Below are 22551 nucleotides of genomic sequence, written 5' to 3' on the forward strand. Positions count from 1 at the left end.
GCTCGGCGTCCCTCCCCGGTGCGCCGGCCCGGGCAGTCGGGCACGTCCACAGTGGGCCGGACGGTGCGCCTGCGGCACCCGGTGAGATCGGGAAGACTGGCCTCATGCGAGCCATCACCATCCCGCAGCCAGGTGGACCCGACGCGCTGGTCTGGGCCGAGGTGCCCGACCCGGAGCCGGGCCCGAACGAGGTGATCGTAGACGTGCGGGCGAGTGGGGTGAACCGGGCTGACCTGCTGCAACGGCAGGGGCACTACCCGCCCCCGCCCGGAGTGTCCGCGTACCCCGGGTTGGAATGCTCTGGGGTGATCACCGTGGTGGGCGCGGAGGTTGCCGGGTGGGCGGTCGGGCAGCAGGTCTGCGCGCTGCTGGCCGGCGGCGGGTACGCGGAGCGGGTCGCGGTCCCCGCCGGGCAGTTGCTGCCGGTGCCAGCGTGCGACCCGGTCGACGCGGCGGCGCTGCCGGAGGTGGCCTGTACGGTCTGGTCGAACCTGATCCAGGTGGCCCGGCTCGGCACCGGCGACACGCTGCTGGTGCACGGCGGTGGTAGCGGGATCGGCACCTTCGCCATCCAGCTCGGGGCGGCGCTCGGCGTGACCGTGCTGACCACCGCGCGGGAGAACAAGCACGCCCGGTTGCGCGAGCTGGGCGCGGCACACCTGATCGACTACCGGGAGCAGGACTTCGTCGAGGAGGTTCGGCGGGTCACCGACGGGCGCGGCGTGGACGTCATTCTCGACATCATGGGCGGGTCCTACCTGGGGCGGAACGTCTCCGCGCTGGCGACCGGCGGTCGGCTCGTGGTGATCGGGATGCAGGGTGGGCGCAAGGCCGAGTTGGATCTCGGCGCGTTGTTGGCCAAGCGGGCGAGTGTCAGCGCGACGTCGCTACGGTCCCGACCGCTCGCTGAGAAGGCGGAGATCGTCCAGGGCGTACGGGACGAGGTGTGGCCGTTGGTCGAGGCGGGCCGGATCCGGCCGATCGTGGACCGGCGGCTGCCGATGACCGAGGCGGCGGAGGCGCACCGGCTCGTCGAGTCGAGCGATCACTTCGGCAAGGTGCTGCTCACCCGCCCGCCGGGTGGTGGGTCGGCGGTCAGCTGAGGACGCCGCCCGCCGGGCGGGTCGGCGGTCAGGTGAGCGAGCCCGCTGGGGTGGGATCCTCTTCCGGTCGGGGCAGCACCAGGCGGGCGCCCGGACCCTCACCGCCCAGCGTGTCGCCCGGGTTGTTGAGGGTGCAGCGCTGCAAGGACAGACAGCCGCAGCCGATGCAGCCGTCCAGGTCGTCGCGGAGCCTGGTGAGCAGTCGGATCCGCTCGTCCAGGCGGGTACGCCAGCTCGCCGAGAGCCGAGCCCAGTCCTGCGGGCTGGGCGTGCGGGCCTCGGGGAGCGAGTCCAGTGCCGCCCGGATCTCGTCGAGCGACACGCCGACCTGCTGGGAGATCCGGATGAAGGCGACCCGGCGCAGCTCGGCGCGGGCGTATCGGCGCTGGTTGCCGCCGGTGCGGTCGGCGCGGATCAGCCCGAGTCGCTCGTAGTAGCGCAGCGCCGACGGCGCCACCCCGGAGCGAGCGGACAGCTCACCGATCGTCAACGATTCCGGCATCACCAGGTCCTTGAGTTGAAGTGGACTTCAACTCAAACAGTAGTGCCAGGACCGGGGCACCGACCACCGACAGCAGCGCCGGCGCGTGCCTGCGGATCAGTTGGCGGCTGGGGCGACAGGGCGGCGGCGAGCGCGCTCACGCCCGAGGATCCAGATCGCCTCGACGCCGTCCTTCCAGGTGATCTTCTTGCCCTCTTCCCGGCCGCGCGCCCGGTAGCTGATCGGCACCTCGTACGGGCGGATCCGGCGACGCAGCAGCTTGCCGGTCACCTCAGCCTCCATGCCGAAGCCGCGCGAGCGCACCTCAAGCGACCGGTAGAGGGCCACCGGCATCAGCTTGAAGCAGGTCTCCAGGTCACCGATGTACGAGTTGAACAGCACGTTGGCCGCCATCGTGACGCCCTTGTTGCCCATCACGTACCAGAAGCTGTAGGCGCTGTGGCTGCCGAAGGTGCGATTGCCGTAGACCACCGTGGCCCGCCCGTCGAGCACCGGGTCGAGCAGCTTGGGGATGTCCTGCGGGTCGTACTCCAGGTCGGCGTCGAGGATGACCATGTAGTCGCCCTCGGCGCTGTCGACCGCCGTCTTGATGGCGGCACCCTTGCCGGCGTTGCGCTGGTGGGTGATGACCCGCAGGCGCGCGTCGTCGGCGCGACCGAGGACCTCGCCGGTGCCGTCCCGGCTGCCGTCGTCGACGACGACCAGCTCGATCTCGCAGGGGTAGTCCACCGCCAGTGCCTGCTTGAGGGCATCCGCGATGCGTTCTTCCTCGTTGTAGACCGGCATGAGGATCGAGAGCTTCACGGGAATCTCCACGGTGGCGGCAACACGTCGGGCATAGCCTAGCCTGGTTGGTTTGTTCACCGCGTACCGCCACCGCTGGGCAGTCGATGCGGCGAGTTCAGATCAATGGTGTTTACTTCCGCCATGTCGGCTGCCGGCTCCCTGCTCGCGGCGGTTCCCGCCGCCGCAGTGCTCCTGCTCACCGTCGCGGCGAGGCCCCGCGAGGCTCGGGCGGTGGCACCACTGCGGCTCGCCGTGGTGCGCGCCGTCCTCCTCAGCGGGGCCTACGCCGTGCTGGTCGTCGAGGTGCTCGGCGCGGCACACGCGCTGACCCGACCGGCGTTCGCCGTCGCCTGGCTCCTCTTCCTCGCCGCTGCCGCGACGGCGGCCGGTCTGCGCTGGCGACGGGGGACCCGCCTCGGGCAGCCGCCCGCCGCCGCACCCCGATCTGTCGGCGCTACGCCGGTGCCGGTCGGTGCTGCGCCGGTGCCGGTCGGCGCGGTGGTGTCCGGTGGCAGTGCCGACGTGTCCGCTCCGTCCGCCGGGCTCGGTGCGGGCGCAGCCGACCCCGCGCCGGCCCGCCGGCCAGCCGGCCTGCTGGCCGTGGCGGTCGACGCCTGGCGTACGGCCCGACCGGGCGAGCGGCTCCTCGCCGGCACGATCGCCGGGTTGGTTCTGGTGGAGTTGCTGGTCGCGGTGCTGGCCGAGCCGAACAACTTCGACTCGCAGACCTATCACCTGCCCAAGGTCGAGCACTGGGTGGCCCAGGGTGACCTGGACTTCTGGCCCACCGCCATCCATCGGCAGGTGACCATCCCACCCGGAGCCGAGTACCTGCTGCTGCACCTCCGTCTGCTCACCGGCGGGGATCACCTGCACAACCTGGTGCAGTGGGCGGCCGGAGTGGTCTGCCTCCTGGTGGCCGCGCGGATCACCGCGCAGCTCGGCGGGGGGCGCCGGGCCCAGTTGCTCACCGCGTTCGTGCTGGCGACCACGCCGATGGTGGTGCTCCAGGCGACCAGCACGCAGACCGATCTGATCTGCGCGGCGTGGGTGGCCTGCGCCGCGACCCTGGTGCTGGACGGGCTGCGGCGACGGACCGGTTGGGGCACGCTGCTCGGGCTGGGGGCGGCCACCGGGCTGACCGCGGTGACCAAGACCAGCGGCCTGATCGCGGTGGGTCCGCTGCTGGTGCTCTGGGGGTTGGCCCAGCTCAGGCTGGCCCGGAACGAGCAGGCCGCAGCGACGAACACGGCAGCGGCGGGTCGGGGTCGGCGGTCCTGGTCGGTCGGCGGGCTGGCCCGTACGGTCGGCGGTTCGGTGCTGATCCTGGCGGTCACGGCCGTGGTGGTCGGCCCGTTCCTGGCCCGGGTGACCGCCGAGTTCGGGCACCCGTTGGGGCCTCCGCGACTGCGCGAGTCCATTCCGATGGAACGGCACGACCCGGCGTCGATAGTCGTCAACGCGCTGCGGATCGGGCACACCGCGTTCGACACGCCGCTGGCGCCCCTGCGCCGGACCGGCGCCGAAGTGATCATCAGCGGCGCGGAGGCGATCGGGGTCGACCCGCAGGACCGCGCCATCACCTTCGGTCGAGAGCTCTTCCCGGAGCCAGCCTGGTATCCGGACGAGGACCGGGTGGCGTTTCCGCTGGCCGGGGCGTTGGCGGTGATCGGCGTGGTGATCGCGCTCGCCCGACCACGACGGATCGCGCCCGAACGGGCCGGGTCGCTGCGGGCGTACGCCGTGGTGATGCTGACCGCCGCGCTGCTGCACACCGCGATGATCAAGTGGCAGCCGTGGGGCAACCGGCTGCTGCTCTACGCGGTGGTGCTCGCCGTGCCCGTCGCCGGCCTCTGGCTGGACGCGCTACTGCGCCGCCGCGCGGATGACGCCGTACCGGCAGTGGGTGCGGCAACCGCTGGCCGCGGCCGTTCGGTGGCCGTCGTGGTGGCCGTCAGCATGTTGGCCGCCTCGGCGCTGGCCGGGGTGCTGGCGCTGTCGTACGGGTTCCCGCGCCGGCTGGTCGGTGCCGGTTCGGTCTTCACCACCTCGGACTGGGACACCCGGTTCCTGCGACGCCCACAGTGGGCCGACGAGTTCCGCTGGGCGGCCGAGGCGGTGCGGAACAGCGGTGCACGGCGGATCGGGCTGGTGCAGCAGAACGACAACTGGGAGTACCCGTGGTGGCTGCTGTTGCGGCAGCCCGACGGTGGCGCACCGGACCTGGTGGCGTTGCAGTCGGTGCTGCCGGAACGACCGCCCGCCGATCCCTCCTCGGTCGACGCGATCGTCTGCACCGGCAGCAGGACGGCGTGCGCCAAACTCGTCCCGGCCGGCTGGCGGCTGGAGTTCCGGGACTACGTCGGCTACGCCCTGCCGCCCGGATAGTCCGATCCGAGCGGTTCTGCAGCCCGCGCGCAAGGATCTGAGGCGCATTCACATCTATTGATCCGCACATTACCGTCGGGTAACTCAATCGACGTCCCGCGATTGAGCCGAAAGGAGTGCGTCGATGCCTGCTACCCCCGCCAGGCCCGAACGCGCGACCCGACGACGGGCCATTACCGTCGCCGTCGCCGTCGCCGCTCTCGTCCTACCGATGCTCGCCGGACCGGCCACCCCCGCCACCGCCGCCGACCGACCGACCGTCCAACCACTCCCCGCCAACCTGGAAGCCATCCGGGCCACCGAGGCGACCGCCCTCTACGGCAGCCCGGCGATCCGCCCGATCGAACAGCGCCGCACCTCGCTGATCACCATGGGTGACAGCGAGATCTCCGGCGAGGGGGTCGGCAACTACGTCCCCGGCACCCACCAGGACGGCAACTGGTGCGACCGCTCGTACGACCAGGCGCTGTTCCGCACCGGCATCACCTCGGACGCGCAGTACAACATCGCCTGCTCCGGCGCCACTCCCTGGAACCTGATCGCCGGCGGACCGACCCAGCACAACGAGCTGAACCAGGGCGACTACCTGGGCATCAAGGCGCGCAACACGCACGTGAAGCTGATCTGGGTGGTGGTCGGCGCGAACGGCGACGGCACCATCCAGTTCGGTCCGGTCGCCACCGACTGCGCCATCCGCCGGGTCTTCTTCCAGGGCGCCTGCTACCCCACCTACACCGACCAGTGGTCGATCCGTACCGACGGCAGCCGGCAGGCCGTCGAGGCGGCGCTCACCGACATCCGGCAGACCATGACCAGAGCCGGCTACCTGCGCACGGACTACGAACTGGTGCTGATGTCGTACCCGAGCCCCGGCAGCCCGGACGTGGAGGACAACCCGAACTTCCCCGGCTGGTACTCCGGCGGCTGCCTGCTCTACCTGGCCGACGCCGCGTTCGCCCGGAACAAGGCGGTGCCGATGTTCGAGTCGGCGCTGCGCTCCGCCGCGGCGAACACCGGCACCCGCTACCTGGACGCCAGCCGCCTCTTCCACGGGCACGAGGTGTGCACCGACAACACCTCGGTCCGCGGTCTCTACATCGAGGTCGGCATCTGGAACGAGAACGCCGCCCGCCAGTCGTTCCACCCCAACGCCCGTGGGCACGGCATGTTCGCCCAGTGCATCACCCAGTTCTGGAACTCCGGGCAGACGCGGGCCAGCTGCGTCGACCCGGCCAGCACCGGCAGTGGCGTGCTCTACCCGGGGCTGCTGGAGTTCAAGCAACTGCGCAACCTCGCCACCAACACCTGCGTCGACGGCAAGGGGTACGACTCCCGCAACGGCACCATCCAACAGCCGTACTCCTGCCACGGTGGGCGTAACCAGGGGTTCTGGTACGACTCGACACGCCGCTCGCTGCACTCGGAGTTGTCCCACGACCGATGCCTGGACGTCGCCAACAGCGCGATGACCGCCGGCACCGCGGTCAACATCTACAACTGCAACGGAACCGGCGCACAGCAGTTCGTCTTCATGGGTAACCAGATCAGGCCGGCGAACGCCACCAACCTCTGCGTGGCGTTCGACAACCCGTTGCTGGGCGGCTCCCGGCTGCGGCTGGCCACCTGCGGAAGCAGCACCCGGCAACAGTGGTCGTACGAGGCCCGTACCGCCGCCAACCCGGTCGGCTACGGTCACGACGACTTCATCGGCTCCCGCGTCTACTGACGAGGGCAGGGGCCCTGGCGTCCACCAGGGCCCCTGCGCTCACTTGGCGCGGGGGATGAGGATGAGCCGGGCCACGCCCTTATCGCCGTCCTTCGCCCCGGCGACGCCGAGCGTCGTACCGACCTTCACGTCGCTGGCCTGCACGGTGGCCCGGCGCTCGACCACCCGCAGGTCGTCACCGAAGGTCCAGGTCATGGTGAACCCGTCGGTGGAGGTGACGGTCATCGAGTCGCCGTCGATGGCGGTCACCTCGCCGCGCTGCACGGCGACGGTCTGCGTACCGCCGTCCCTGGTCTTCACCACCGCCTCGCCGTGCAGGGTGTTCCGGCGCAGCAGCACCCGGGCCTGGCGGCGCTTGCGCCACTCCTCGCCGCGCTTCTCCCGGGCCTTCTCCTGCGCCGTGGGGGACGCGCCCGGCGTCGGGGTGGCCGGTGCGGCGACGGTCTGCACGTCCAGGTCGTCGGCGTCGAAGCCCATCGCGGTCAGCGCCTGACCCTCGACCCCCATGGCGGCGGCGACCTCGACGGCGGTCTCCCGGGCGGGCTGGCTGGCCACCTCGGCCGCGCCGCAGCCGCTGACGCCGAGCGCGACGGCCGCGAGCAGTGCCGTGGTGCCGGTGGCGATACCCCAACGTGGCATGACTCTCCCTCTCTGTCAGTGGAGCCTCAGCCTCCCCGGCAACGACGAGCGGAGCGTCAAGCCGATGTTCGGGTCAGGTAAGGATCACCGGGCAGCCGGACCGTGAAGGCGGCACCACCCTCCGGCGCGTGTCCTGCGGCGATCTCCCCGCCCAGGCGACGGACCAGGCCGGCGGCCAGCGCCAACCCCAGGCCGCTGCCCACCTTGCGCACCCCCCGGTAACGCTCGTGCAGCGCACCGCGCTCGAACGCCACCGCCAGGTCGTCGTCGGTGAAGCCGGGCCCGCCGTCGCGGACCTCGACCACGCCGCCGTGCGCCGGGTCCGCGCCGACCGGGCGGACCGCGAGCACCACCGGCGACCCCGGGGGTACGACCCGCAGCGCGTTCTCCAGCAGCCCGTCCAGCACCTGCCGGATCCGCCCCGGATCGGTGTACGCGGGCACCGGCCGACCGGGCGTCTCCACCCGCAATGGCACACCCACCGCGGCGCACCGGCCGGACCAGGTCGGCTCCGCGTCCAGGGCCAGTTGGGTCAGGTCCACCGGCACCGGTTCGAGGGGGAAGTCGACGGCCTCCAGCCGGGCCAGTGCCAGCAGGTCACCGATCAGCCGGTCCAGGTGTTGGGCCTCGGCCAGCACCGTCCGACCGGTGTCCACCGTGTCGTCGGCACCGAGCACCCCGTCGGCGAGCGCTTCGGCGTACCCCCGGATCGCGGTCAACGGGGTGCGCAGCTCGTGCGAGACGGAGAGCAGGAACTCCCGCTGTCGGCCCTCACTGGTGGCCAGCGCGGCGGCCAGCCCGTTCAACGCCTCGGCCAGGTCGGCGACCTCATCGGGCGGCTCGACCGGCACCCGGACGGCCCGATCACCCGCGCGCAGTCGGGCGGCGGCGGTGGCCGCTACCCGGATCGGCCGGGCCAGCCGGCGGGCCAGCAGCAGCCCGGCCACCACACCGGCGGTCAAACCGGCCAGCAGCGGCAACCAGAGACTGAGCAGCACCCGGGCCCCCAGCCCGGTGGCCAGGGGGCGGGAGAGCACCACCCCGTTGCCGCCGGGCAGCGCCCGACCCTCGACCAGGGCGCGCGCGCCGTTGACCGAGCGGCGGGCCGACACGTTGCGGCCCTGCCCGACCCGCTGCACCACCCGGGGTGGCAGACCCGGCCGATCGACCGCACCGCTCCGGATCAGGTACGCGTCGATGCCCTGGTCACGCAGTTGTTGGATGAGCCGCTCCTCGTCGGTGGTGCGGCCCCGGTCGAGGCGGGTCCGCAGCACCTCGGCCGCGAGCCGGGCCTGGGCGGCGAGGGCCCGCTGCTCGCTACGCTCCGCGCCACGGATTGCCAACGGCACCGCGACGATGGCGGTGACCAGCACCGACACCAGCGCCACCGTGCAGGTGACGAGCACCGCGCGGGCGGTGAGCGTACGACCGAATCGGCCTCGTCGGGGTGCGCCGGTGCCGACCACCGGCAGGGCCATGGTCGGCGACTCGACGTGCCGGGGTTGGTCAGGCATCGACCGCGTACCCCACGCCGCGATGGGTGCGGATCACGCTCGCTGGGCCGAGCTTGGCGCGTACCTGGGCGACGTGCACGTCCACCGTCCGGGTGCCGGCGTGCGCCGCGTAACCCCAGACCCCGGCCAGCAGCTCCTCCCGGGTGAAGACCCGGCCGGGCCGGGCCATCAGGTGGGCCAGCAGGTCGAATTCGGTGGAGGTGAGGTGCACCGGGGCGCCGGCGGCGGTGACCGTGCGGCGGGCCGGGTCGAGCGTCACCGGGCCGACGACACGTGGCCGGTCCGCGCCCTCCGGACCGCCGGCGGATCGGCGCAGCACCGCGCGCACCCGGGCGACCAGCTCCCGTGGGCTGAACGGCTTGGTGACGTAGTCGTCGGCGCCCAACTCCAGGCCGACGATCCGGTCCACCTCGTCGTCCCGGGCGGTGAGGAAGATGACCGGGGTCCAGTCGCCGGCCTCGCGCAGCCGCCGGCAGATCTCGGTGCCGGGCAGACCCGGCAGCGCGATGTCCAGGACGCAGGCCACCGGGCGCAACCGGCGGGCCGCGCGCAGACCGCCCTCGCCGTCACGTTCCAGGTGGACGCCGAACCCGTCCCGGGTGAGGTAGAGCCGGACCAGGTCGGCGATGGCCGGCTCGTCCTCCACGACGAGGACGAGCCCGCGATGCGGCGGTTCGACGGTCACCGGCCCATGATTGCCGACCCGGTCGGCGCGGCGCGATCGGCGCGTGTTCGGGTTCGGTAAAGGCGCTGCGCCGCCCGATGAGGTGTCAGCTCACCAGGACGGGGCGAACACCTCGGGCCGCGCGACGGCCGGTGTGTCACGGATGCTGGCGACGACCCGCGCGCCGGTGGGCCGCAGACGGGTGCGGAACGCCTGGTTGAGCAACGCGTCGAGCTGCCAGACCTGCTTCGGGTGGCTGGTCCGGATCAGGAACCGCTCGCGGATCCCGTCGATCGCGGTGGCCGCCATCTCGACCGACTGGAGCCGCGGGTCCGGGCTCCAGGTGACGTTGCTCAGCTCGCGGAGCTCGGTGTTGAGGTGCAGGCGCAGTCGGTGCAGGAGGCGCGTCTGCTGGGTCACCACCAGCCGGCGGTGGGTGAGCAGTAACAGGTAGTCGCCGGTGACCGGACGGTCGGGGCGGCTGCAACGGGTGACCAGGATGGTGGCGTCACCGGAGCCGACGCAGCGTCGGAAGACCGGCATGTGCCGGCTCACCGTCTGCATGGCCAGGCCAGCCTCAGCGGCGGCCGGGAGGAACGTTCGGGAGAAGACGTCCATGACCTGCCCAACGACCTCCCCAGCGGGGTGACGTGGGTCACGCGGGATTTTTGGAAGTTCCACGCCGCCCGTCGCACTGCCTGTCCGACTTCCGACTCGGACGGATCGTGGTCAGGCGTCGGGCTGAAGTGGACTGGCGGCGTACAGCTCCTCCAGCCAGCCGGGCACCGCGTCGGCGTACTCGGCGCGGGACGCCTCGGCGGTGTCCAGTGCCCGACGCCAGGAGAGCGAACGGCTCACCGGCCCCAGGCTGATCGCGAGGTCGGCGGCCTCCACGAGGGTCCGGCGGTCGTACCGGTCGGTCCACGCCTCCAGGTACGCGTCGCGCAACCGGGCCAACTGGGCGTCGTCGGCGGCGCCCTTGCTGGCGTACCGGATGGAACGCAGGGTCACCAGCAGCGTGCCGAACGGGTGCGCCACCGAAGCGTCACCCCAGTCGAAGTAGCGGTAGCCGCCCGCACCGGCGAAGACGTTGCCGTCGTGCAGATCGTCGTGTTGCACAGTGGCCGGGATGCCGATGTCGGCGAGCCGGCGGCACCGCTGCGCGTACGACGGCACCTCGGCCCGCAGCCGCTCGTGCATCTCCGGGCTGAGCCCGCCCTCGGCACCGATCAGCAGAGCCTCACGATCGTCGAGAAGCTCGGCGAAGAGGTCGGCCAGCACCTCCGGACGGTGATCCGGCACGCCCCGGGCGACCAGCTCGGCGGCGCGCGACGCGCTCGCCAGTTGCAGCGCCGCGTACCCGGGCAGCGCCCGCTCCCAGTGCGCCAGGTCGGGGTCACGCCCCAGCACGTCGCGCAACGACTCGCCACCGTCGGGCAGCAGGGACCAGCCCCGCGCCGGGTCCACCGCGATCGGTGTCAACACCCGGTCGGGCGTCACCTCGGCGAGCGCCGCGATCAGGACCGCCTCGTGCACGGTGCCCGGGTTGTTGGCCTTGAACCAGACCGGCCCGTCGTCGGTGGGCACCCGCCAGACCAGCGACCAGGGCCGCAGTCGAGGCTCCACCAACCCGGTCACCCGTCGGCCGGCCCGGCTCAGCTGCGCGTCGACCCAGGATCGGGCCCGCATCTGCCACTGCTCACTGGACCAGTCGGGGGCCTGCTCGTCGGCGATCGTCGTCACGCTGGGCACCTTAGGCGGCCGTTCCGCGTCGAGGCGAGGCGTTTTCCCGCCCCGCGTCAGACCAGCTCGACGATGGTGGCGTTGGCCATGCCGCCGCCCTCGCACATGGTCTGGAGGCCGTAGCGGATGCCGTTGTCCCGCATGTGCTGGAGCATGGTGGTCATGATCCGGGCACCGGAGCCACCGAGCGGGTGACCGAGGGCGATCGCACCGCCGCGCGGGTTGAGCCGCTCCGGGTCCGCCTCGGTCTCCGCCAACCAGGCCAGCGGCACCGGGGCGAACGCCTCGTTCACCTCGTACACCCCGATCTCCTCGATGCCCAGCCCCGCGCGGCGCAGCGCCTTCGCGGTGGCCGGAATGGGCGCGGTGAGCATGGTGACCGGGTCGTCGGCGGCGACCACGGCGGTGTGGATCCGGGCCAGCGGGCGCAGGCCGTGCCGACTGGCCCAGTCGGAGGTGGTCACCGCGAGGGCCGCGGCACCGTCGGAGATCTGGGACGCGGACCCGGCGGTCACCACACCGTCGGCACGGAACGGGGTGGCCAGCTCACCGAGCTTCTCCAGTGAGGTTTCCCGGCGGATGCCCTCGTCGGCGGCGAACTTGCCACCGTCGCCGAGTGGCACCGGGGTCAGCTCCGGATCGAACGCCCCGGCGTCCTGCGCGGCTGCCGCCTTCTCGTGGCTGGCCAACGCGAACTCGTCCAACTGGGTACGCGAGAGCCGCCACCGCTCGGCGATCAGCTCGGCCCCGACCCCCTGGTTGAACGGCAGCGGCGCGTCGTCGGCGAAGCCCTCGACACCCCGGTAGCGGGCGCGCAGCTGGTCACTGAACGGCATGCCGTCGGCCACACTGGAGCCCATCGGCACCCGGGTCATCGACTCGACGCCGCCGGCGACCACCAGGTCGGCCTGGCCGGAGAGCACCGTCGCGGCGGCGAAGTGCAGGGCCTGCTGACTGGAGCCGCACTGCCGGTCCAGGGTGGTGCCGGGGACCGTCTCGGGCCAGCCGGCGGCGAGTACGCCGTTGCGCGCGATGTTCCACGACTGCTCGCCGACCTGGGACACGCAACCCCAGAAGACGTCGTCGACCTGAGCCGGGTCGAACCCGGTGCGCTCGGCGAGGGCGCGCAGCACGTGCGCCGAGAGGTCGACCGGGTGGACGCTGGCGAGGCTGCCCTTGCGCCGCCCGACCGGGGTACGTACCGCGCCGACAATGACCGCGTCACTCATAACTACTCCCCGGTAACTTAGGCTGACCCCGATCCTACGCCACTCGATCCCCACCCCCGCCGACGTCGATCACGGGCCCCGACTCCCGCTGGCGTCGATCACGGACACCCCGGACCCCCGCTGGCGTCGATCACGGACACCCCGGACCCCCGCTGGCGTCGATCATGGAGTTGTGGTGGGCATAAGATCCCGCTTCGCGCCTTTTGTGGGGCACCACAACTCCATGATCGACGCGGGCGGGGCGCGGGCAGGGCGCGGGCGGGGCGCGGGCGGGACGCGGGCGGGACGCGGGCGGGACGCGGGCGGGGCGCGGGCGGGGGCTGCGATCCGGCGGACCGCTGGCATGCTGGGCGGGTGGATGAGACCAGCGGGTCCTTACAGTGGCGGGTGCCGGCGGGGCTGCCGGCGGCGAAGCTGGCCGGTGCCGTCCTGCTCGTCGCGCTCGGGCTGCTCTTCGCCGACGGCGACCCGGTCCGCGTGGCGGTGGCCGTCCTGGCCGCCGTCGCCCTGGCCGGCTGGGCGGTACGTGACCTGGTCGCGCCCGTCCGCCTGGCGGTGGACCCGGCCGGGCTCACCGTCATCCAGGGCTTCGCGGGCCGGCGCCTGCTGCCCTGGTCGGCGGTCGAGACGATCGCCGTCGACCGGCGGCCCCGGCTGGGGTTGACCAGCGAGACCCTGGAGATCGACGCGGGCAGCTCGCTGCACCTGTTCGGCCGGTACGACCTGGGGGCCACCCCGGAAGAAGTGGCCGCCGCGCTGCGGGCCGCCCGCCCGGTCAGCTGAGTAGCTGGGCGGTCCGGAAGAGCACCAGCGCGAGCAGCACCACCAGGATGATCGCCCCGCCGGCGACCTGCACCAGCGTGCGCCGACCACGCGGCGCGTACGCCAGCACCAACGCCATCAGCGCGCCGAACGCCAGGCCGCCCAGGTGCCCGGGGATCGAGATGCCCGGAACGGTCAGCGTGAACACCAGGTTGATCACCAGGATCGGGAGCACCTGGGAGACGTCCCGGCCCATCTTGCGTCCGATGATGATCAGCGCGGCGAAGAGGCCGAAGACCGCCGTCGACGCGCCGGCCGTGGCCGAGTTCTGCGCGCTGAACAGATAGGCGGCGACGTTGCCGCCCAAGCCCGCGATCAGGTACAACGCGCCGAAACGCAGCGGCCCGAGGTTGGCCTCCAACGACCGGCCGAGCACCCACAGCGCCCACATGTTCAGCAGCAGGTGGATCACGCCGTAGTGCAGGAACATCGCGGTGACCAGCCGGTACCACTCACCGTCGGCGATGCCACCGAGCGTGCCGTCCGGGAAGACCGCCAGCCCGAGCACCGAACCCCAGTTGGTCAGCGGGGTGCTGCCACCCATCAGCCCGCCGAAGCCGGAACCGCCCACCGCCGCGTCCCCACCCCGGTCCGAGGCGATGGACAGCACCATGAGCAGCACGTTCAGCGCGATGATCCCCTTGGTGACATAGCCGTGCCGGCCAGCCGTGCCGCCACCGAAGGCGGTACGGGCCGGCCGGACACTGCGACGTCCCTCGTTGACGCACTCCGGGCACTGGTGCCCGACCGACGCCTCCCGCATGCAGTCCGGGCAGATCGGCCGGTCGCAACGGGTGCATCGAACGTAGGTCTCCCGGCCGGGGTGCCGGTAACAGACCGGGGTGGTCGGCGGAGACTCACTCACCGGCCGACCCTCCGCCCGTCACCGCGCGGTCCACCGGCCGTGCTCCGGAGCGCTCAATCATGCGAGCAAAGGTACCTCGCCTGTCACTCAGGAAGCAGACCGCTCGATCTCGACCCGCTCGATGACGACGTCCTGGAGCGGACGGTCGCTCGGGCCGGTCGGGGTGTTCGCGATCGAATCCACGACCTTCACCGACTGCTCGTCGGCGACCTGGCCGAAGATGGTGTGCCGGTTGTTGAGGTGCGGCGTCGGGGACACGGTGATGAAGAACTGCGAACCGTTCGTGCCCGGCCCGGCGTTCGCCATCGCGAGCAGGTAGGGACGGTCGAACCGCAGCTCCGGGTGGAACTCGTCGGCGAACTTGTAGCCCGGGCCGCCGCGACCGGTGCCGGTCGGGTCGCCCATCTGGACCATGAAACCGCTGATCACCCGGTGCGAGATGGTGCCGTCGTAGTACGGACCACTGCCCGGCTGACCGGTGCGCGGGTCGGTGTACTCACGGTTGCCCTCGGCCAGGTCGACGAAGTTACGGACGGTCTTCGGCGCGTGGTTGGGGAAGAGCTCCAGCCGGATCGGGCCAGCGTTGGTGTGCAGGGTGGCGTAGACAGCCTCGGCCACGGGTACTCCTCACTCGTTGGTCAGTTCCATGCGGATCCTCCCATGTGCCCGATCTGGCATCGCGGAGGCATCCGAAGGTGGAGGATGACGAAGGAACAACTCCCAGGAGGTAGGACCGTGTTTGGATTCGGGCGGCGTAAGTCCCAGGGGCAGTTGGCGAGGGCCGAGCTGAACCAGAGCATCAACCACCTGATGCTGGCAGCCAACCATGCCGCGAAGGGTGCTGGCGCGACCGTCGGCCCGCGGGTCCAGGTGGCCCGGGGCTACGTCGGTCCGACCGCCGCGATGGTTCGCGACCGTGCGGCGACCGGCTGGGGGACGACTCTCACCACGCTGGCACCGCTGGCGGCGGCTGCTCGTGACGGCGCCGCGCAGGCAGGGCCGATGACCAGGAAGGCCAAGTCGAAGACCATGCGGATCACCGGTAAGAAGAAGCAGCCGCGCCGTCGCGGCTCGATGATGACCGGCCTGTTGGCGGCGGGTGTCATCGCCGGTCTGGCCGGCGCGGTCGCACTGCGTCGTCGCCGGGAGCAGCAGGAGTGGGCCGAGTACGACCCGACCCGCGGCACCCTGGAGCCGATGCACGACGAGGTCGACTCGATCGAGGTGCGTACGCCGTCCACCGCTCGGGGGTCCGACGGTTCCGCGATGACCGGCGCGGCGGGGATGACCGGCGCGGGCAGTTCGGCGGTGGCCGGCGGCTCCAGCGCCAGCACCACCGGCCCGGCCAAGCAGACCGGTGTCCGCCCGACCGACAAGGTCCCGTCGGTCGCCGAGGGCGCCACGGACGTCTCCGGTCGGCCGACCGACGACCTCACCAAGGCGCTGGGCAAGGACACGGCCCGCACCAACGGCCGCCGCTGAGGTCAGCGGCAGCGCATCAAGCGCCGACGAATGGGCTCACCCCCACTCGTCGGCGCTTCCGCGTCGGCTGCCGGTGCGCACCGGCGGGCCGGCGCTTCCGCCGCGCGATCAGAGCCAACGCGGTCAGAGCCAACGCGGTCAGAGCCAACCGTTGCGGCGGAACCAGCGGTAGAGGGCCAGCGAGATGCCGAGCATGAGGGCCAGCGCCACCGGATAGCCGTACGTCATCTTCAGCTCGGGCATGTTGTCGAAGTTCATGCCCTCGACGCCGGCGATGGAGGTCCAGACCGCAGCGATGGCCGCCCAGGCGGCGATCTTGCGCATGTCGTTGTTCTGGTCGACGGTGACCTGCGCCAGTCGGGCCTGGAGGATCGAGTTCAGCAGGTCGTCGTAGGAGTTCACCTGCTCCACGGTGCGGCTCAGGTGGTCCTGCACGTCCCGGAAGTACCGGCGGATCTCCTGGGGGACGTCCCGGTTGACCTGGGAGGTCAGCGTCATCAGCGGCCGTTGCAACGGCACCACCGCCCGCTTGAACTCCACCAACTCCCGCTTCATCTGATAGATCCGCTGGATCCGCCCGTGGCTGTGCCGGTCGAAGACCTCCGCCTCCAACACGTCCAGGTCGTCCTCGATCTGCTCGGCCACCTCCAGGTAGAGATCGACCACCCGGTCGGTCACGCCGTACGCCACCGCCCACGGGCCGTGCAGCAGCAGCTCCTGCTTGGTCTCCAGGTCGGCGCGGATCGGGGCGAGCCGGCAGGCGTCCCCGTGCCGGACGCTGATCACGAAGTTCGGGCCGATGAAGAGCATCACCTGCCCGGTCTCCACGACCTCGGAGTTCTCGGTCAGCTCGGTGTGCTCGCAGTAACGGGCGGTACGCAGCACCAGGAAGACGACGTCACCGAACCGCTCCAGCTTGGGGCGCTGCTCTGCCTTGACCGCGTCCTCGACCGCCAGCTCGTGCAGGCCGTAGGTCTCCGCGATGGCGGTCATCTCGGCCAGCTCCGGCTGGTGCAGGCCGATCCAGACGAAGCCGTGCTCCTCGCGGCGGGCTGCGGCGAGTGCTTCCGCGTACGTCCAGTCGCCGGCCTGCCGCTTGCCGTCGACGTAGAGCGCGCAGTCGACCACCGCGCTGCGGCCGGTGCCGGTCGGAGCCGAGGCGGGCGGCGAGCCGTCGGCGTTGAGGATCCGGGTCATCGCCCGGACCGGGGAGGGCCACGCCCGAGGTCGCAGGCCCCGACCGGTGGTCGACGGTGCCGTCCGGTCCCGCTCTGTCCGATCCGTCATCGCGTCACCTCCCGCGCTCAGCTGCGGCTTGCAGGCTACGCCGACTGTGGTCGAGGACCGGTGTGACGGCGGTCGCGTGGGGGCGGCGCCGGGCGGGCCGGGCCGCATCGGGGGGTGTGCGGGGACGACACGGCCCACCCGGCACCTGTGGGGGCGGGAGGTTGTGCTGCCGCGTCAACCCCCGGCGGGGCCAGCCCGGAGGCCGGGCGGTGATCTCCGCAGCTGGTGTGACGCTCGCAGCATTGTGGGCCAGCCGGCCGCCCGGAGGGGAGCCCCGGAGCGGCCGACATCGTCGTTCTGTCAGAAACCCGACAGATAGCTCAGCTGCGGACAGCCTCGACGGCCTCCGCGAGCCGCCGGACGCCCTCGTCGATCCGATCGGCGGTCACCGCCGAGAAGGCCAGCCGCAGCGCGTGTCGCCCGCCGTCCAGCACGAAGTCGCTGCCCTTGACCACGGCCACCCCACGCTCGGCCGCCGCCGGCGCGAGCCGGTCGACCAGCACGTCCTCCGGGAACTCCACCCAGAGGAAGTAGCCACCGTCGGGCTCCACGAACCGCGCCTGCGGCAGGTGCCGGCGCAACGACTCGGCGAGCACCCGGGCCCGCTCGCCCAACGCCGCCCGGACCGTCTCGATCGAGCGGTCGATGTCACCGGAGACGCAGAACTGGTGGACGATCGCCTGGGACACCATGCCGGGGGAGATGTAGAGGCTCGTCGCGTTCTTCGCGATCGAGGCGATCAGGTCGGCCGGGCCGACCAGGTAGCCGACCCGCACACCCGGGCAGACCGTCTTGGTGAAGCTCGACGCGTGCACCACCACGTTGCGGGTGTCCAGCGAGAGCATCGACGGCAGCGCCTCGCCGCGGAAGCGGATGTCCGCGTACGGGTCGTCCTCGAAGATCGTGAACTCGTACTCGGCGGCCAGGTCGAGCAACTCCCGGCGCTTCTCCAGGGACAGCGTCATGCCGGCCGGGTTCTGGTAGTTCGGGATGACGTGCGCCAGCCGGGGCCGGACCCCGGACTCCAGCAGCTTGCGCAGCTCGGCAGTGTCCAGGCCATCCGGCTGGACCGAGATGCCGTGCAGCTCGCTGCCCATCCGCTGGAGGTTGAGCAGCGTCCGGTCGTACGTCGGGCGTTCCACCACCACGGCGTCGCCGGGGCGGACCAGGTGGTCGAAGAGGAACGCGTCGGCCTGGAGCGACCCGTTGGTGACCAGCACCTGGTCAGCCTCGACCCCGTGCTTCTCGGCGATCCACTTGCGCAGCGGACGGTAGCCAACGGAGGTGCCGTACGCCGTCACCCCCGCGGGGTCGGCGTCGAAGGCGCGGACGGCGGCGGCCTTGAGCCCCTCGACATCGACGATGTCCAACGAGGGAGCCCCACGGGCAAAGGAGATCAACTGCTCGGCGGTCATGGATGTTGAGCGTACGGGCGGCAGCGGGGAACGCGCCGTCGGCACGGCGATGTCCGCATCCTGAGCCACCGGGTCGGGTGACTCCACTGGACCGGACGGCGGCAGATCAGACCGGAAGGGCGAGCGCGTCGTGCTGCGCGGCCCGGGAAAGTCCCTCCAGCTGCACGCCGAGCGCGTCGAGCAGCTGACTCCAATCGAAGTAGGAGCGCCAGGCCGTGATCCGACCCTTGCGGGCCCGGACCACGTCGGCCACCTCCCAGCTCACCTGGCGGCCGGTGGGCGCGACGGTGCCGTACGGCGAATGCAGGGTGCCGGTGTGGGTGCCGGTCAGACGCAGCTCGACCGCGGCGCCGCCGCCCGTGCGGACCGCGCCCAACGGGTCGACCCGCAGATCCGGAAAGGCGCCGGTCCAGGTACGCAGCAGCGCGGGCAGTTCGATGGGGCGGACCGTCACACCCGGCATGGCGTAGAACGCCTCCGGGGCGTACAGATCCGGCAGACGGGCCACGTCCCGACGCAGGAGCATGGCGTACTGCTGCTCGACCAGCCGCTCCGCGTCGCGCATCGGGACCTCCCCCACGGGCCACGGCACCTCCGCGCCCGCAAGGGATGTCTACCCATCGATCCGAACCGGCACACCACCCCCGGTCAGGTCGTGGCGACCGCCTGGCTCTCCGACCAGACCCGCATGATGTCCCGGACGGAGATCACACCGGCCACCTCCCGACCGTCCAGCACCACCAGGTGCCGGAACCCACCCCGGGCCATCGCGGCGGCAGCCTCGGCCACCGTCCATTCCGGCCCGGCGTAGACCACGTCCCAGGTCAGGTGGGCGCCGGTGCGTTCCACGTCGCAGTCCAGGCCTGCGCCGATGGCCTTCAACACGTCGCGTTCGGTCATGATCCCCACGCCCTCGGAATCCGGGTCGATCACGACCGCCGACCCGACACCGCGGGCCGACATCATCCGGGCCGCCTGGCGGAGCGTGTGCTCCGGACCGACGACGAGGACCTGGCTGGACATCGCATCCCGTACCTGCATCACGCATCACCCCTTTGGGACGGTGGCATTCGGTACGGACATGGTGGTCGGTGGATGTTTCCGGGACAAGAGCGGCATCGCACATACTGCGGACGCTGGCTACTGTCGGATGGTGTCCACCGAGCCCCTGCGCTGCGCCGGCGCGCTGATCGTCGACCATGACGGCCGCATCTTCTTTCAGCGCCGCTCCCCCCACCGACGCCTGTTTCCCAACTGCTGGGACATCGTCGGCGGCCACCTGGAGCCGGGTGAGGACATCGACGAGGCGCTCCGCCGGGAGATCACCGAGGAGACCGGCTGGGTCCTCTCGCACGTCCTGGGCCAGGTGGGCGAGTACAGCTACGTCGGCGACGACGGCCTGGCCCGGACCGAGTACGACTTCCTGGTCCGCGTCGACGGTGACCTCGACCGTCCGACGCTGGAGGCCGGCAAGCACACCGAGCACCGCTGGCTGGCCGAGCACGAACTCACCGTGCTCGACGAGCACCGCGACGTCAACGACGGGTTGATCCGGCGGATCGCGGACGAGGGCTTCGCCGTCCTGCGGTCGATCGGTCTGTGAACACCGTCGAGCTGGCCGCGTTGACCAGCTGACCCGGTTGGCCGGAGCGGCACACCCAGCCGGGGCTATCCTCCAGCGGTGACAGGAGCAGGACGAGGGAGGATGTCGCGATGATCGGAATGGTGCTCGCGGCCGGCGCGGGACGACGGCTGCGCCCGTACACCGACACCCTGCCCAAGGCGTTGGTGCCGGTGGACGGCGAGACGACGATCCTGGACATCGCGCTGGGCAACCTCGCCGAGGTCGGGCTCACCGACATCGTGATCGTCGTCGGCTACGCGGCGGACGCGGTCGTCTCCCGGCAGGCGGACCTGGAGAAGAAGTACGGGGTCACGCTCACCCTGGTGCACAACGACAAGGCCGAGGAGTGGAACAACGCCTACTCGCTCTGGCTCGCCCGGGAGTACTTCGCGCGCGGGGTGCTGCTGGTCAACGGAGACACCGTGCACCCGGTGAGTGTGGAGAAGACGCTCCTCGCCGAGCGTGGGCCGGGCATCCTGCTCGCCGTGGACACCCTCAAGCCGCTGGCCGAGGAGGAGATGAAGACCACCTTCGACGCCGCCGGCCAACTCACCCGGATCACCAAGCTGATGGACCCGGGCGAGGCGTACGGGGAGTACATCGGCGCGACGCTGATCGAGCCGCAGGTCGCCGACGCCCTCGCCGACGCGCTGGAGGCGACCTGGCGACGGGACCCGAACCTCTACTACGAGGACGGCTACCAGGAGTTCTCCGACCGGGGCGGGGAGGTGCGGGCGGCGCCGATCGGTGACGTCCCGTGGGTCGAGGTCGACAACCACGCCGACCTGGCCCGCGCACGGGAGATCGCGTGCCACTACTAGCTCGGAGCGTCCTCACCCCGCTGCACATCGACGTGCGCCGCGGGGCGGTCGCCGATCTGGGCGCGATCCTGGCCGACGGGCGGATCTCCTCCGGGGGCGACGTCGCGGTGGTGGTCGGCCCGGGTCAGGGTGCCCAGATCGCGGAGCTGATCCGACCGTCGCTGCGCTCGGCGGACGTGTTCACCGTGTCCGGCGGAACGCTGGACGCCGCCGACGACCTGGGCGGCAAACTCCGCGCCCGGTCGTACGACGCGGTGGTCGGCATCGGCGGCGGCAAGACCATCGACGTGGCCAAGTACGCGGCCACCCGCCGAGGGCTGCCGATGGTGTCGGTGGCGACCAGCCTCGCCAACGACGGGATCGCCTCCCCGGTGGCCAGCCTGATCACCGACGGGATCAAGGGCTCCTACGGCGTACACATCCCCATCGGGGTGATCGTCGACCTGGATTTCGTGGAGAGCGGCCCGGACCGACACAACCGGGCCGGCATCGGCGACGTGATCAGCAACATCAGCGCGCTGGCCGACTGGGAGCTGTCCCGGCAGGTACGCGGTGAGCCGGTCGACGGGCTGGCCGCCTCGCTCTCGCGGGCGGGTGCCGAAGCGGTGCTCAACCACCCGGGCGACATGAGCGACGACGCCTTCGTGACCGTCCTCGCCGAGGCGTTGATCTCCAGTGGCCTGGCGATGGCGGTCGACGGCACCAGCCGCCCGTGCAGCGGCGGCTGCCACGAGATCATGCACGCGGTCGACTCGCTTTTCCCCGGCACCGCCTCACACGGCGAGCTGGCCGGGTTGGGCGCGCTGTTCTGTACCTGGCTGCGCGGAGACCTACGCCGCTTCGGGGAGATGTCCGCCTGCCTCGCCCGGCACAATCTGCCCCGGCTCCCCGCCGAGGTGGCGCTCACCGACGACCAGTTCATCGAGGCGGTGCAGTTCGCGCCGCGTACCCGACCGGACCGGTACACCATCCTCGAACACCTGGCACTGTCGCCTACCGAGACCCGGGACCGGCTGGCAGACTACGCCGGTGCAATCCGCGACCAGCTTGGCTGACCCCCGTCCCACCGTCGCCGACTTCCACCGGGTGAACCGGGGCGGCGGCCTCTTCAGCGAGTCGATCAGCCAGTGGCTGGGAGCCGTCTTCGCGCTGGTCGCCCAGCGGCTCGGGCTGCGCCCGACCGCGTTGACCATCACCAACCTGGTGCTCGGGCTGGCCACCTCGGTCACCGTGGTGGCGCTCGCCGGCCCGGTCGCCGCCGGGGACGTACCGGCCTGGGTGGTCGGTCTGCTCGCCCTGATCGGCTGGCAGGTGGCGTACTCCCTGGACTGCGCGGACGGGCAACTGGCCCGGGTGACCGGCCAGGGCAGCGCGGCCGGCGCCCGCATCGACGTGCTCTGCGACGTGGCCGCGCAGATCGCCCTGGTGGCCGCCCTGGCCGCCACCGCCGTGGCGCAGGAGCCGGCCACGCCGACCTGGCTGGTGGCGACCTTCGCGGGCACCTGGATGGTCAACCTGGTGACCTCGGTGATGCAGGCCGGCCCGAACGCGGCCAGCATGGTCACCTCGACCTCGCTGCCGGTGCGCCTGGTGAAACTGGTCCGCGACTACGGCGCGGTGATCTTCGTGGCCGCCCTGGTGCTCGCCGTGGCCCCCGCGCTGATCCTCTGGGTGCTGGTCGCCTTCACCATCGTCAACGGCGGCTTCCTACTGGCAAGCATCGCCTTCTCCGCCCGCGCCTCCCTGCGCTAACCCACCCCACCCCACCCCGCGCCGCGCCGCGCCGCGCCGTGCCCTGCCGCGCCGCCCCTTGCCGGGTCGATCATGGACTTGTGGTGCCCTTTTTGGACCTTCGTAGGTGTTTTGTCACCCACCACAACTGCATGATCGACGCGGACGGGGTGGGGCGGACGGGGTGGGGCGGGGCGGGGCGGGGCGCGG

General features: G+C 71.7%; 23 protein-coding genes. 9 read left to right on the forward strand and 14 right to left on the reverse strand.

Going from position 1 to position 22551, the window contains the following annotated elements; translation table 11 throughout:
- Positions 1-104: 104 nt before the first annotated feature.
- Positions 105-1103: an NAD(P)H-quinone oxidoreductase gene (locus EV382_RS24655; RefSeq protein ID WP_130405609.1), complete on the forward strand. Its 999-nt coding sequence runs from the start codon at positions 105-107 to the stop codon at positions 1101-1103.
- A gap of 28 nt (positions 1104-1131) precedes the next feature.
- Here the strand turns inward: EV382_RS24655 and soxR are convergent, their stop codons facing one another.
- Entirely contained in the window at positions 1132-1605 is a 474-nt protein-coding gene (gene soxR / locus EV382_RS24660) for a redox-sensitive transcriptional activator SoxR (protein ID WP_130405611.1), read from the reverse strand.
- A 96-nt stretch (positions 1606-1701) separates the two neighbouring features.
- The gene (locus tag EV382_RS24665; protein ID WP_130405613.1) at positions 1702-2409 is read right to left on the reverse strand and encodes a glycosyltransferase family 2 protein; all 708 of its coding nucleotides are present in this window, start codon (positions 2407-2409) and stop codon (positions 1702-1704) included.
- Positions 2410-2532: 123 nt separating this feature from the next.
- On the opposite strand from EV382_RS24665, the gene EV382_RS24670 reads away from it, so the two are divergent.
- Together EV382_RS24670 and EV382_RS24675 are read left to right on the forward strand one after the other, a co-directional pair.
- Positions 2533-4779 (forward strand): ArnT family glycosyltransferase, encoded by a 2247-nt coding sequence (locus EV382_RS24670; protein WP_165435859.1) that lies wholly within the window; start codon positions 2533-2535, stop codon positions 4777-4779.
- A gap of 124 nt (positions 4780-4903) precedes the next feature.
- The gene (locus EV382_RS24675) at positions 4904-6505 is read left to right on the forward strand and encodes a ricin-type beta-trefoil lectin domain protein (protein WP_130405615.1); all 1602 of its coding nucleotides are present in this window, start codon (positions 4904-4906) and stop codon (positions 6503-6505) included.
- A 39-nt stretch (positions 6506-6544) separates the two neighbouring features.
- Here the strand turns inward: EV382_RS24675 and EV382_RS24680 are convergent, their stop codons facing one another.
- From EV382_RS24680 to EV382_RS24705, 6 genes are all read right to left on the reverse strand, one after another.
- Positions 6545-7144 carry a hypothetical protein gene (locus EV382_RS24680; protein ID WP_130405617.1) on the reverse strand — a complete coding sequence of 200 codons (600 nt, stop codon included), beginning with the start codon at positions 7142-7144 and terminating at the stop codon, positions 6545-6547.
- 56 nt (positions 7145-7200) lie between these two features.
- On the reverse strand, positions 7201-8622 hold the full coding sequence (locus tag EV382_RS24685; protein ID WP_244236991.1) for a sensor histidine kinase: 1422 nt from the start codon (positions 8620-8622) through the stop codon (positions 7201-7203).
- A gap of 28 nt (positions 8623-8650) precedes the next feature.
- On the reverse strand, positions 8651-9343 hold the full coding sequence (locus EV382_RS24690; RefSeq protein ID WP_130405621.1) for a response regulator transcription factor: 693 nt from the start codon (positions 9341-9343) through the stop codon (positions 8651-8653).
- A gap of 90 nt (positions 9344-9433) precedes the next feature.
- A complete protein-coding gene (locus tag EV382_RS24695) occupies positions 9434-9940 on the reverse strand; it encodes a hypothetical protein (RefSeq protein WP_130405623.1) in 507 nt (168 codons plus the stop codon).
- 111 nt (positions 9941-10051) lie between these two features.
- Positions 10052-11065, reverse strand: coding sequence for a phosphotransferase family protein (locus EV382_RS24700; RefSeq protein ID WP_130405625.1), 1014 nt, complete (start codon positions 11063-11065; stop codon positions 10052-10054).
- Positions 11066-11121: 56 nt separating this feature from the next.
- Complete coding sequence (locus tag EV382_RS24705; protein ID WP_130405627.1) at positions 11122-12294, reverse strand: thiolase family protein; 1173 nt, start codon at positions 12292-12294, stop codon at positions 11122-11124.
- A gap of 354 nt (positions 12295-12648) precedes the next feature.
- Here EV382_RS24705 and EV382_RS24710 point away from each other — a divergent pair, with 354 nt between their 5' ends.
- Positions 12649-13077, forward strand: a complete 429-nt coding sequence (locus EV382_RS24710; protein WP_130405629.1) for a PH domain-containing protein — start codon at positions 12649-12651, stop codon at positions 13075-13077.
- Here the strand turns inward: EV382_RS24710 and EV382_RS24715 are convergent.
- Together EV382_RS24715 and EV382_RS24720 are read right to left on the reverse strand one after the other, a co-directional pair.
- Entirely contained in the window at positions 13070-13981 is a 912-nt protein-coding gene (locus EV382_RS24715) for a rhomboid family intramembrane serine protease (protein WP_130405631.1), read from the reverse strand. The genes EV382_RS24710 and EV382_RS24715 overlap by 8 nt on opposite strands.
- An 87-nt stretch (positions 13982-14068) precedes the next feature.
- Positions 14069-14599 carry a peptidylprolyl isomerase gene (locus EV382_RS24720; protein ID WP_130405633.1) on the reverse strand — a complete coding sequence of 177 codons (531 nt, stop codon included), beginning with the start codon at positions 14597-14599 and terminating at the stop codon, positions 14069-14071.
- Positions 14600-14683: 84 nt separating this feature from the next.
- On the opposite strand from EV382_RS24720, the gene EV382_RS24725 reads away from it, so the two are divergent.
- Positions 14684-15463, forward strand: a complete 780-nt coding sequence (locus EV382_RS24725) for a hypothetical protein (RefSeq protein ID WP_130405635.1) — start codon at positions 14684-14686, stop codon at positions 15461-15463.
- A gap of 138 nt (positions 15464-15601) precedes the next feature.
- Here EV382_RS24725 and corA read toward each other — a convergent pair whose 3' ends face one another.
- The 4 genes from corA to EV382_RS24745 form a co-directional block, all read right to left on the reverse strand.
- On the reverse strand, positions 15602-16750 hold the full coding sequence (gene corA / locus EV382_RS24730; RefSeq protein ID WP_130405637.1) for a magnesium/cobalt transporter CorA: 1149 nt from the start codon (positions 16748-16750) through the stop codon (positions 15602-15604).
- Between the two features lie 320 nt (positions 16751-17070).
- Positions 17071-18165, reverse strand: coding sequence for an aminotransferase-like domain-containing protein (locus EV382_RS24735; protein ID WP_130405639.1), 1095 nt, complete (start codon positions 18163-18165; stop codon positions 17071-17073).
- A 106-nt stretch (positions 18166-18271) separates the two neighbouring features.
- Positions 18272-18730 (reverse strand): ester cyclase, encoded by a 459-nt coding sequence (locus EV382_RS24740; RefSeq protein WP_130405641.1) that lies wholly within the window; start codon positions 18728-18730, stop codon positions 18272-18274.
- Between the two features lie 83 nt (positions 18731-18813).
- A complete protein-coding gene (locus tag EV382_RS24745) occupies positions 18814-19206 on the reverse strand; it encodes a CBS domain-containing protein (RefSeq protein ID WP_030487774.1) in 393 nt (130 codons plus the stop codon).
- Positions 19207-19315: 109 nt separating this feature from the next.
- Here EV382_RS24745 and EV382_RS24750 point away from each other — a divergent pair, with 109 nt between their 5' ends.
- From EV382_RS24750 to EV382_RS24765, 4 genes are all read left to right on the forward strand, one after another.
- On the forward strand, positions 19316-19768 hold the full coding sequence (locus EV382_RS24750; protein WP_208758653.1) for an NUDIX hydrolase: 453 nt from the start codon (positions 19316-19318) through the stop codon (positions 19766-19768).
- Positions 19769-19878: 110 nt separating this feature from the next.
- Complete coding sequence (locus tag EV382_RS24755; protein ID WP_130405645.1) at positions 19879-20610, forward strand: phosphocholine cytidylyltransferase family protein; 732 nt, start codon at positions 19879-19881, stop codon at positions 20608-20610.
- Positions 20598-21665 carry an iron-containing alcohol dehydrogenase family protein gene (locus EV382_RS24760; protein WP_130405647.1) on the forward strand — a complete coding sequence of 356 codons (1068 nt, stop codon included), beginning with the start codon at positions 20598-20600 and terminating at the stop codon, positions 21663-21665. Before EV382_RS24755 ends, EV382_RS24760 begins: the two co-directional genes overlap by 13 nt.
- The gene (locus EV382_RS24765; protein WP_130405649.1) at positions 21640-22362 is read left to right on the forward strand and encodes a CDP-alcohol phosphatidyltransferase family protein; all 723 of its coding nucleotides are present in this window, start codon (positions 21640-21642) and stop codon (positions 22360-22362) included. The genes EV382_RS24760 and EV382_RS24765 overlap by 26 nt, the downstream gene beginning before the upstream one ends.
- Positions 22363-22551 lie beyond the last annotated feature (189 nt).

The sequence above is a fragment of the Micromonospora violae genome (assembly GCF_004217135.1).
GTDB lineage: Bacteria > Actinomycetota > Actinomycetes > Mycobacteriales > Micromonosporaceae > Micromonospora > Micromonospora violae.

Bases quoted from the DNA above. Each gene is read 5' to 3' on its own strand.
- EV382_RS24655 (WP_130405609.1), top strand. From the start codon at position 105: ATGCGAGCCATCACCATCCCGCAGCCAGGTGGACCCGACGCGCTGGTC.
- soxR (WP_130405611.1), bottom strand. From the start codon at position 1,605: ATGCCGGAATCGTTGACGATCGGTGAGCTGTCCGCTCGCTCCGGGGTG.
- EV382_RS24670 (WP_165435859.1), top strand. From the start codon at position 2,533: ATGTCGGCTGCCGGCTCCCTGCTCGCGGCGGTTCCCGCCGCCGCAGTG.
- EV382_RS24675 (WP_130405615.1), top strand. From the start codon at position 4,904: ATGCCTGCTACCCCCGCCAGGCCCGAACGCGCGACCCGACGACGGGCC.
- EV382_RS24680 (WP_130405617.1), bottom strand. From the start codon at position 7,144: ATGCCACGTTGGGGTATCGCCACCGGCACCACGGCACTGCTCGCGGCC.
- EV382_RS24685 (WP_244236991.1), bottom strand. From the start codon at position 8,622: ATGGCCCTGCCGGTGGTCGGCACCGGCGCACCCCGACGAGGCCGATTC.
- EV382_RS24695 (WP_130405623.1), bottom strand. From the start codon at position 9,940: ATGGACGTCTTCTCCCGAACGTTCCTCCCGGCCGCCGCTGAGGCTGGC.
- EV382_RS24705 (WP_130405627.1), bottom strand. From the start codon at position 12,294: ATGAGTGACGCGGTCATTGTCGGCGCGGTACGTACCCCGGTCGGGCGG.
- EV382_RS24725 (WP_130405635.1), top strand. From the start codon at position 14,684: ATGACGAAGGAACAACTCCCAGGAGGTAGGACCGTGTTTGGATTCGGG.
- corA (WP_130405637.1), bottom strand. From the start codon at position 16,750: ATGACGGATCGGACAGAGCGGGACCGGACGGCACCGTCGACCACCGGT.
- EV382_RS24735 (WP_130405639.1), bottom strand. From the start codon at position 18,165: ATGACCGCCGAGCAGTTGATCTCCTTTGCCCGTGGGGCTCCCTCGTTG.
- EV382_RS24740 (WP_130405641.1), bottom strand. From the start codon at position 18,730: ATGCGCGACGCGGAGCGGCTGGTCGAGCAGCAGTACGCCATGCTCCTG.
- EV382_RS24745 (WP_030487774.1), bottom strand. From the start codon at position 19,206: ATGCAGGTACGGGATGCGATGTCCAGCCAGGTCCTCGTCGTCGGTCCG.
- EV382_RS24750 (WP_208758653.1), top strand. From the start codon at position 19,316: ATGGTGTCCACCGAGCCCCTGCGCTGCGCCGGCGCGCTGATCGTCGAC.
- EV382_RS24755 (WP_130405645.1), top strand. From the start codon at position 19,879: ATGATCGGAATGGTGCTCGCGGCCGGCGCGGGACGACGGCTGCGCCCG.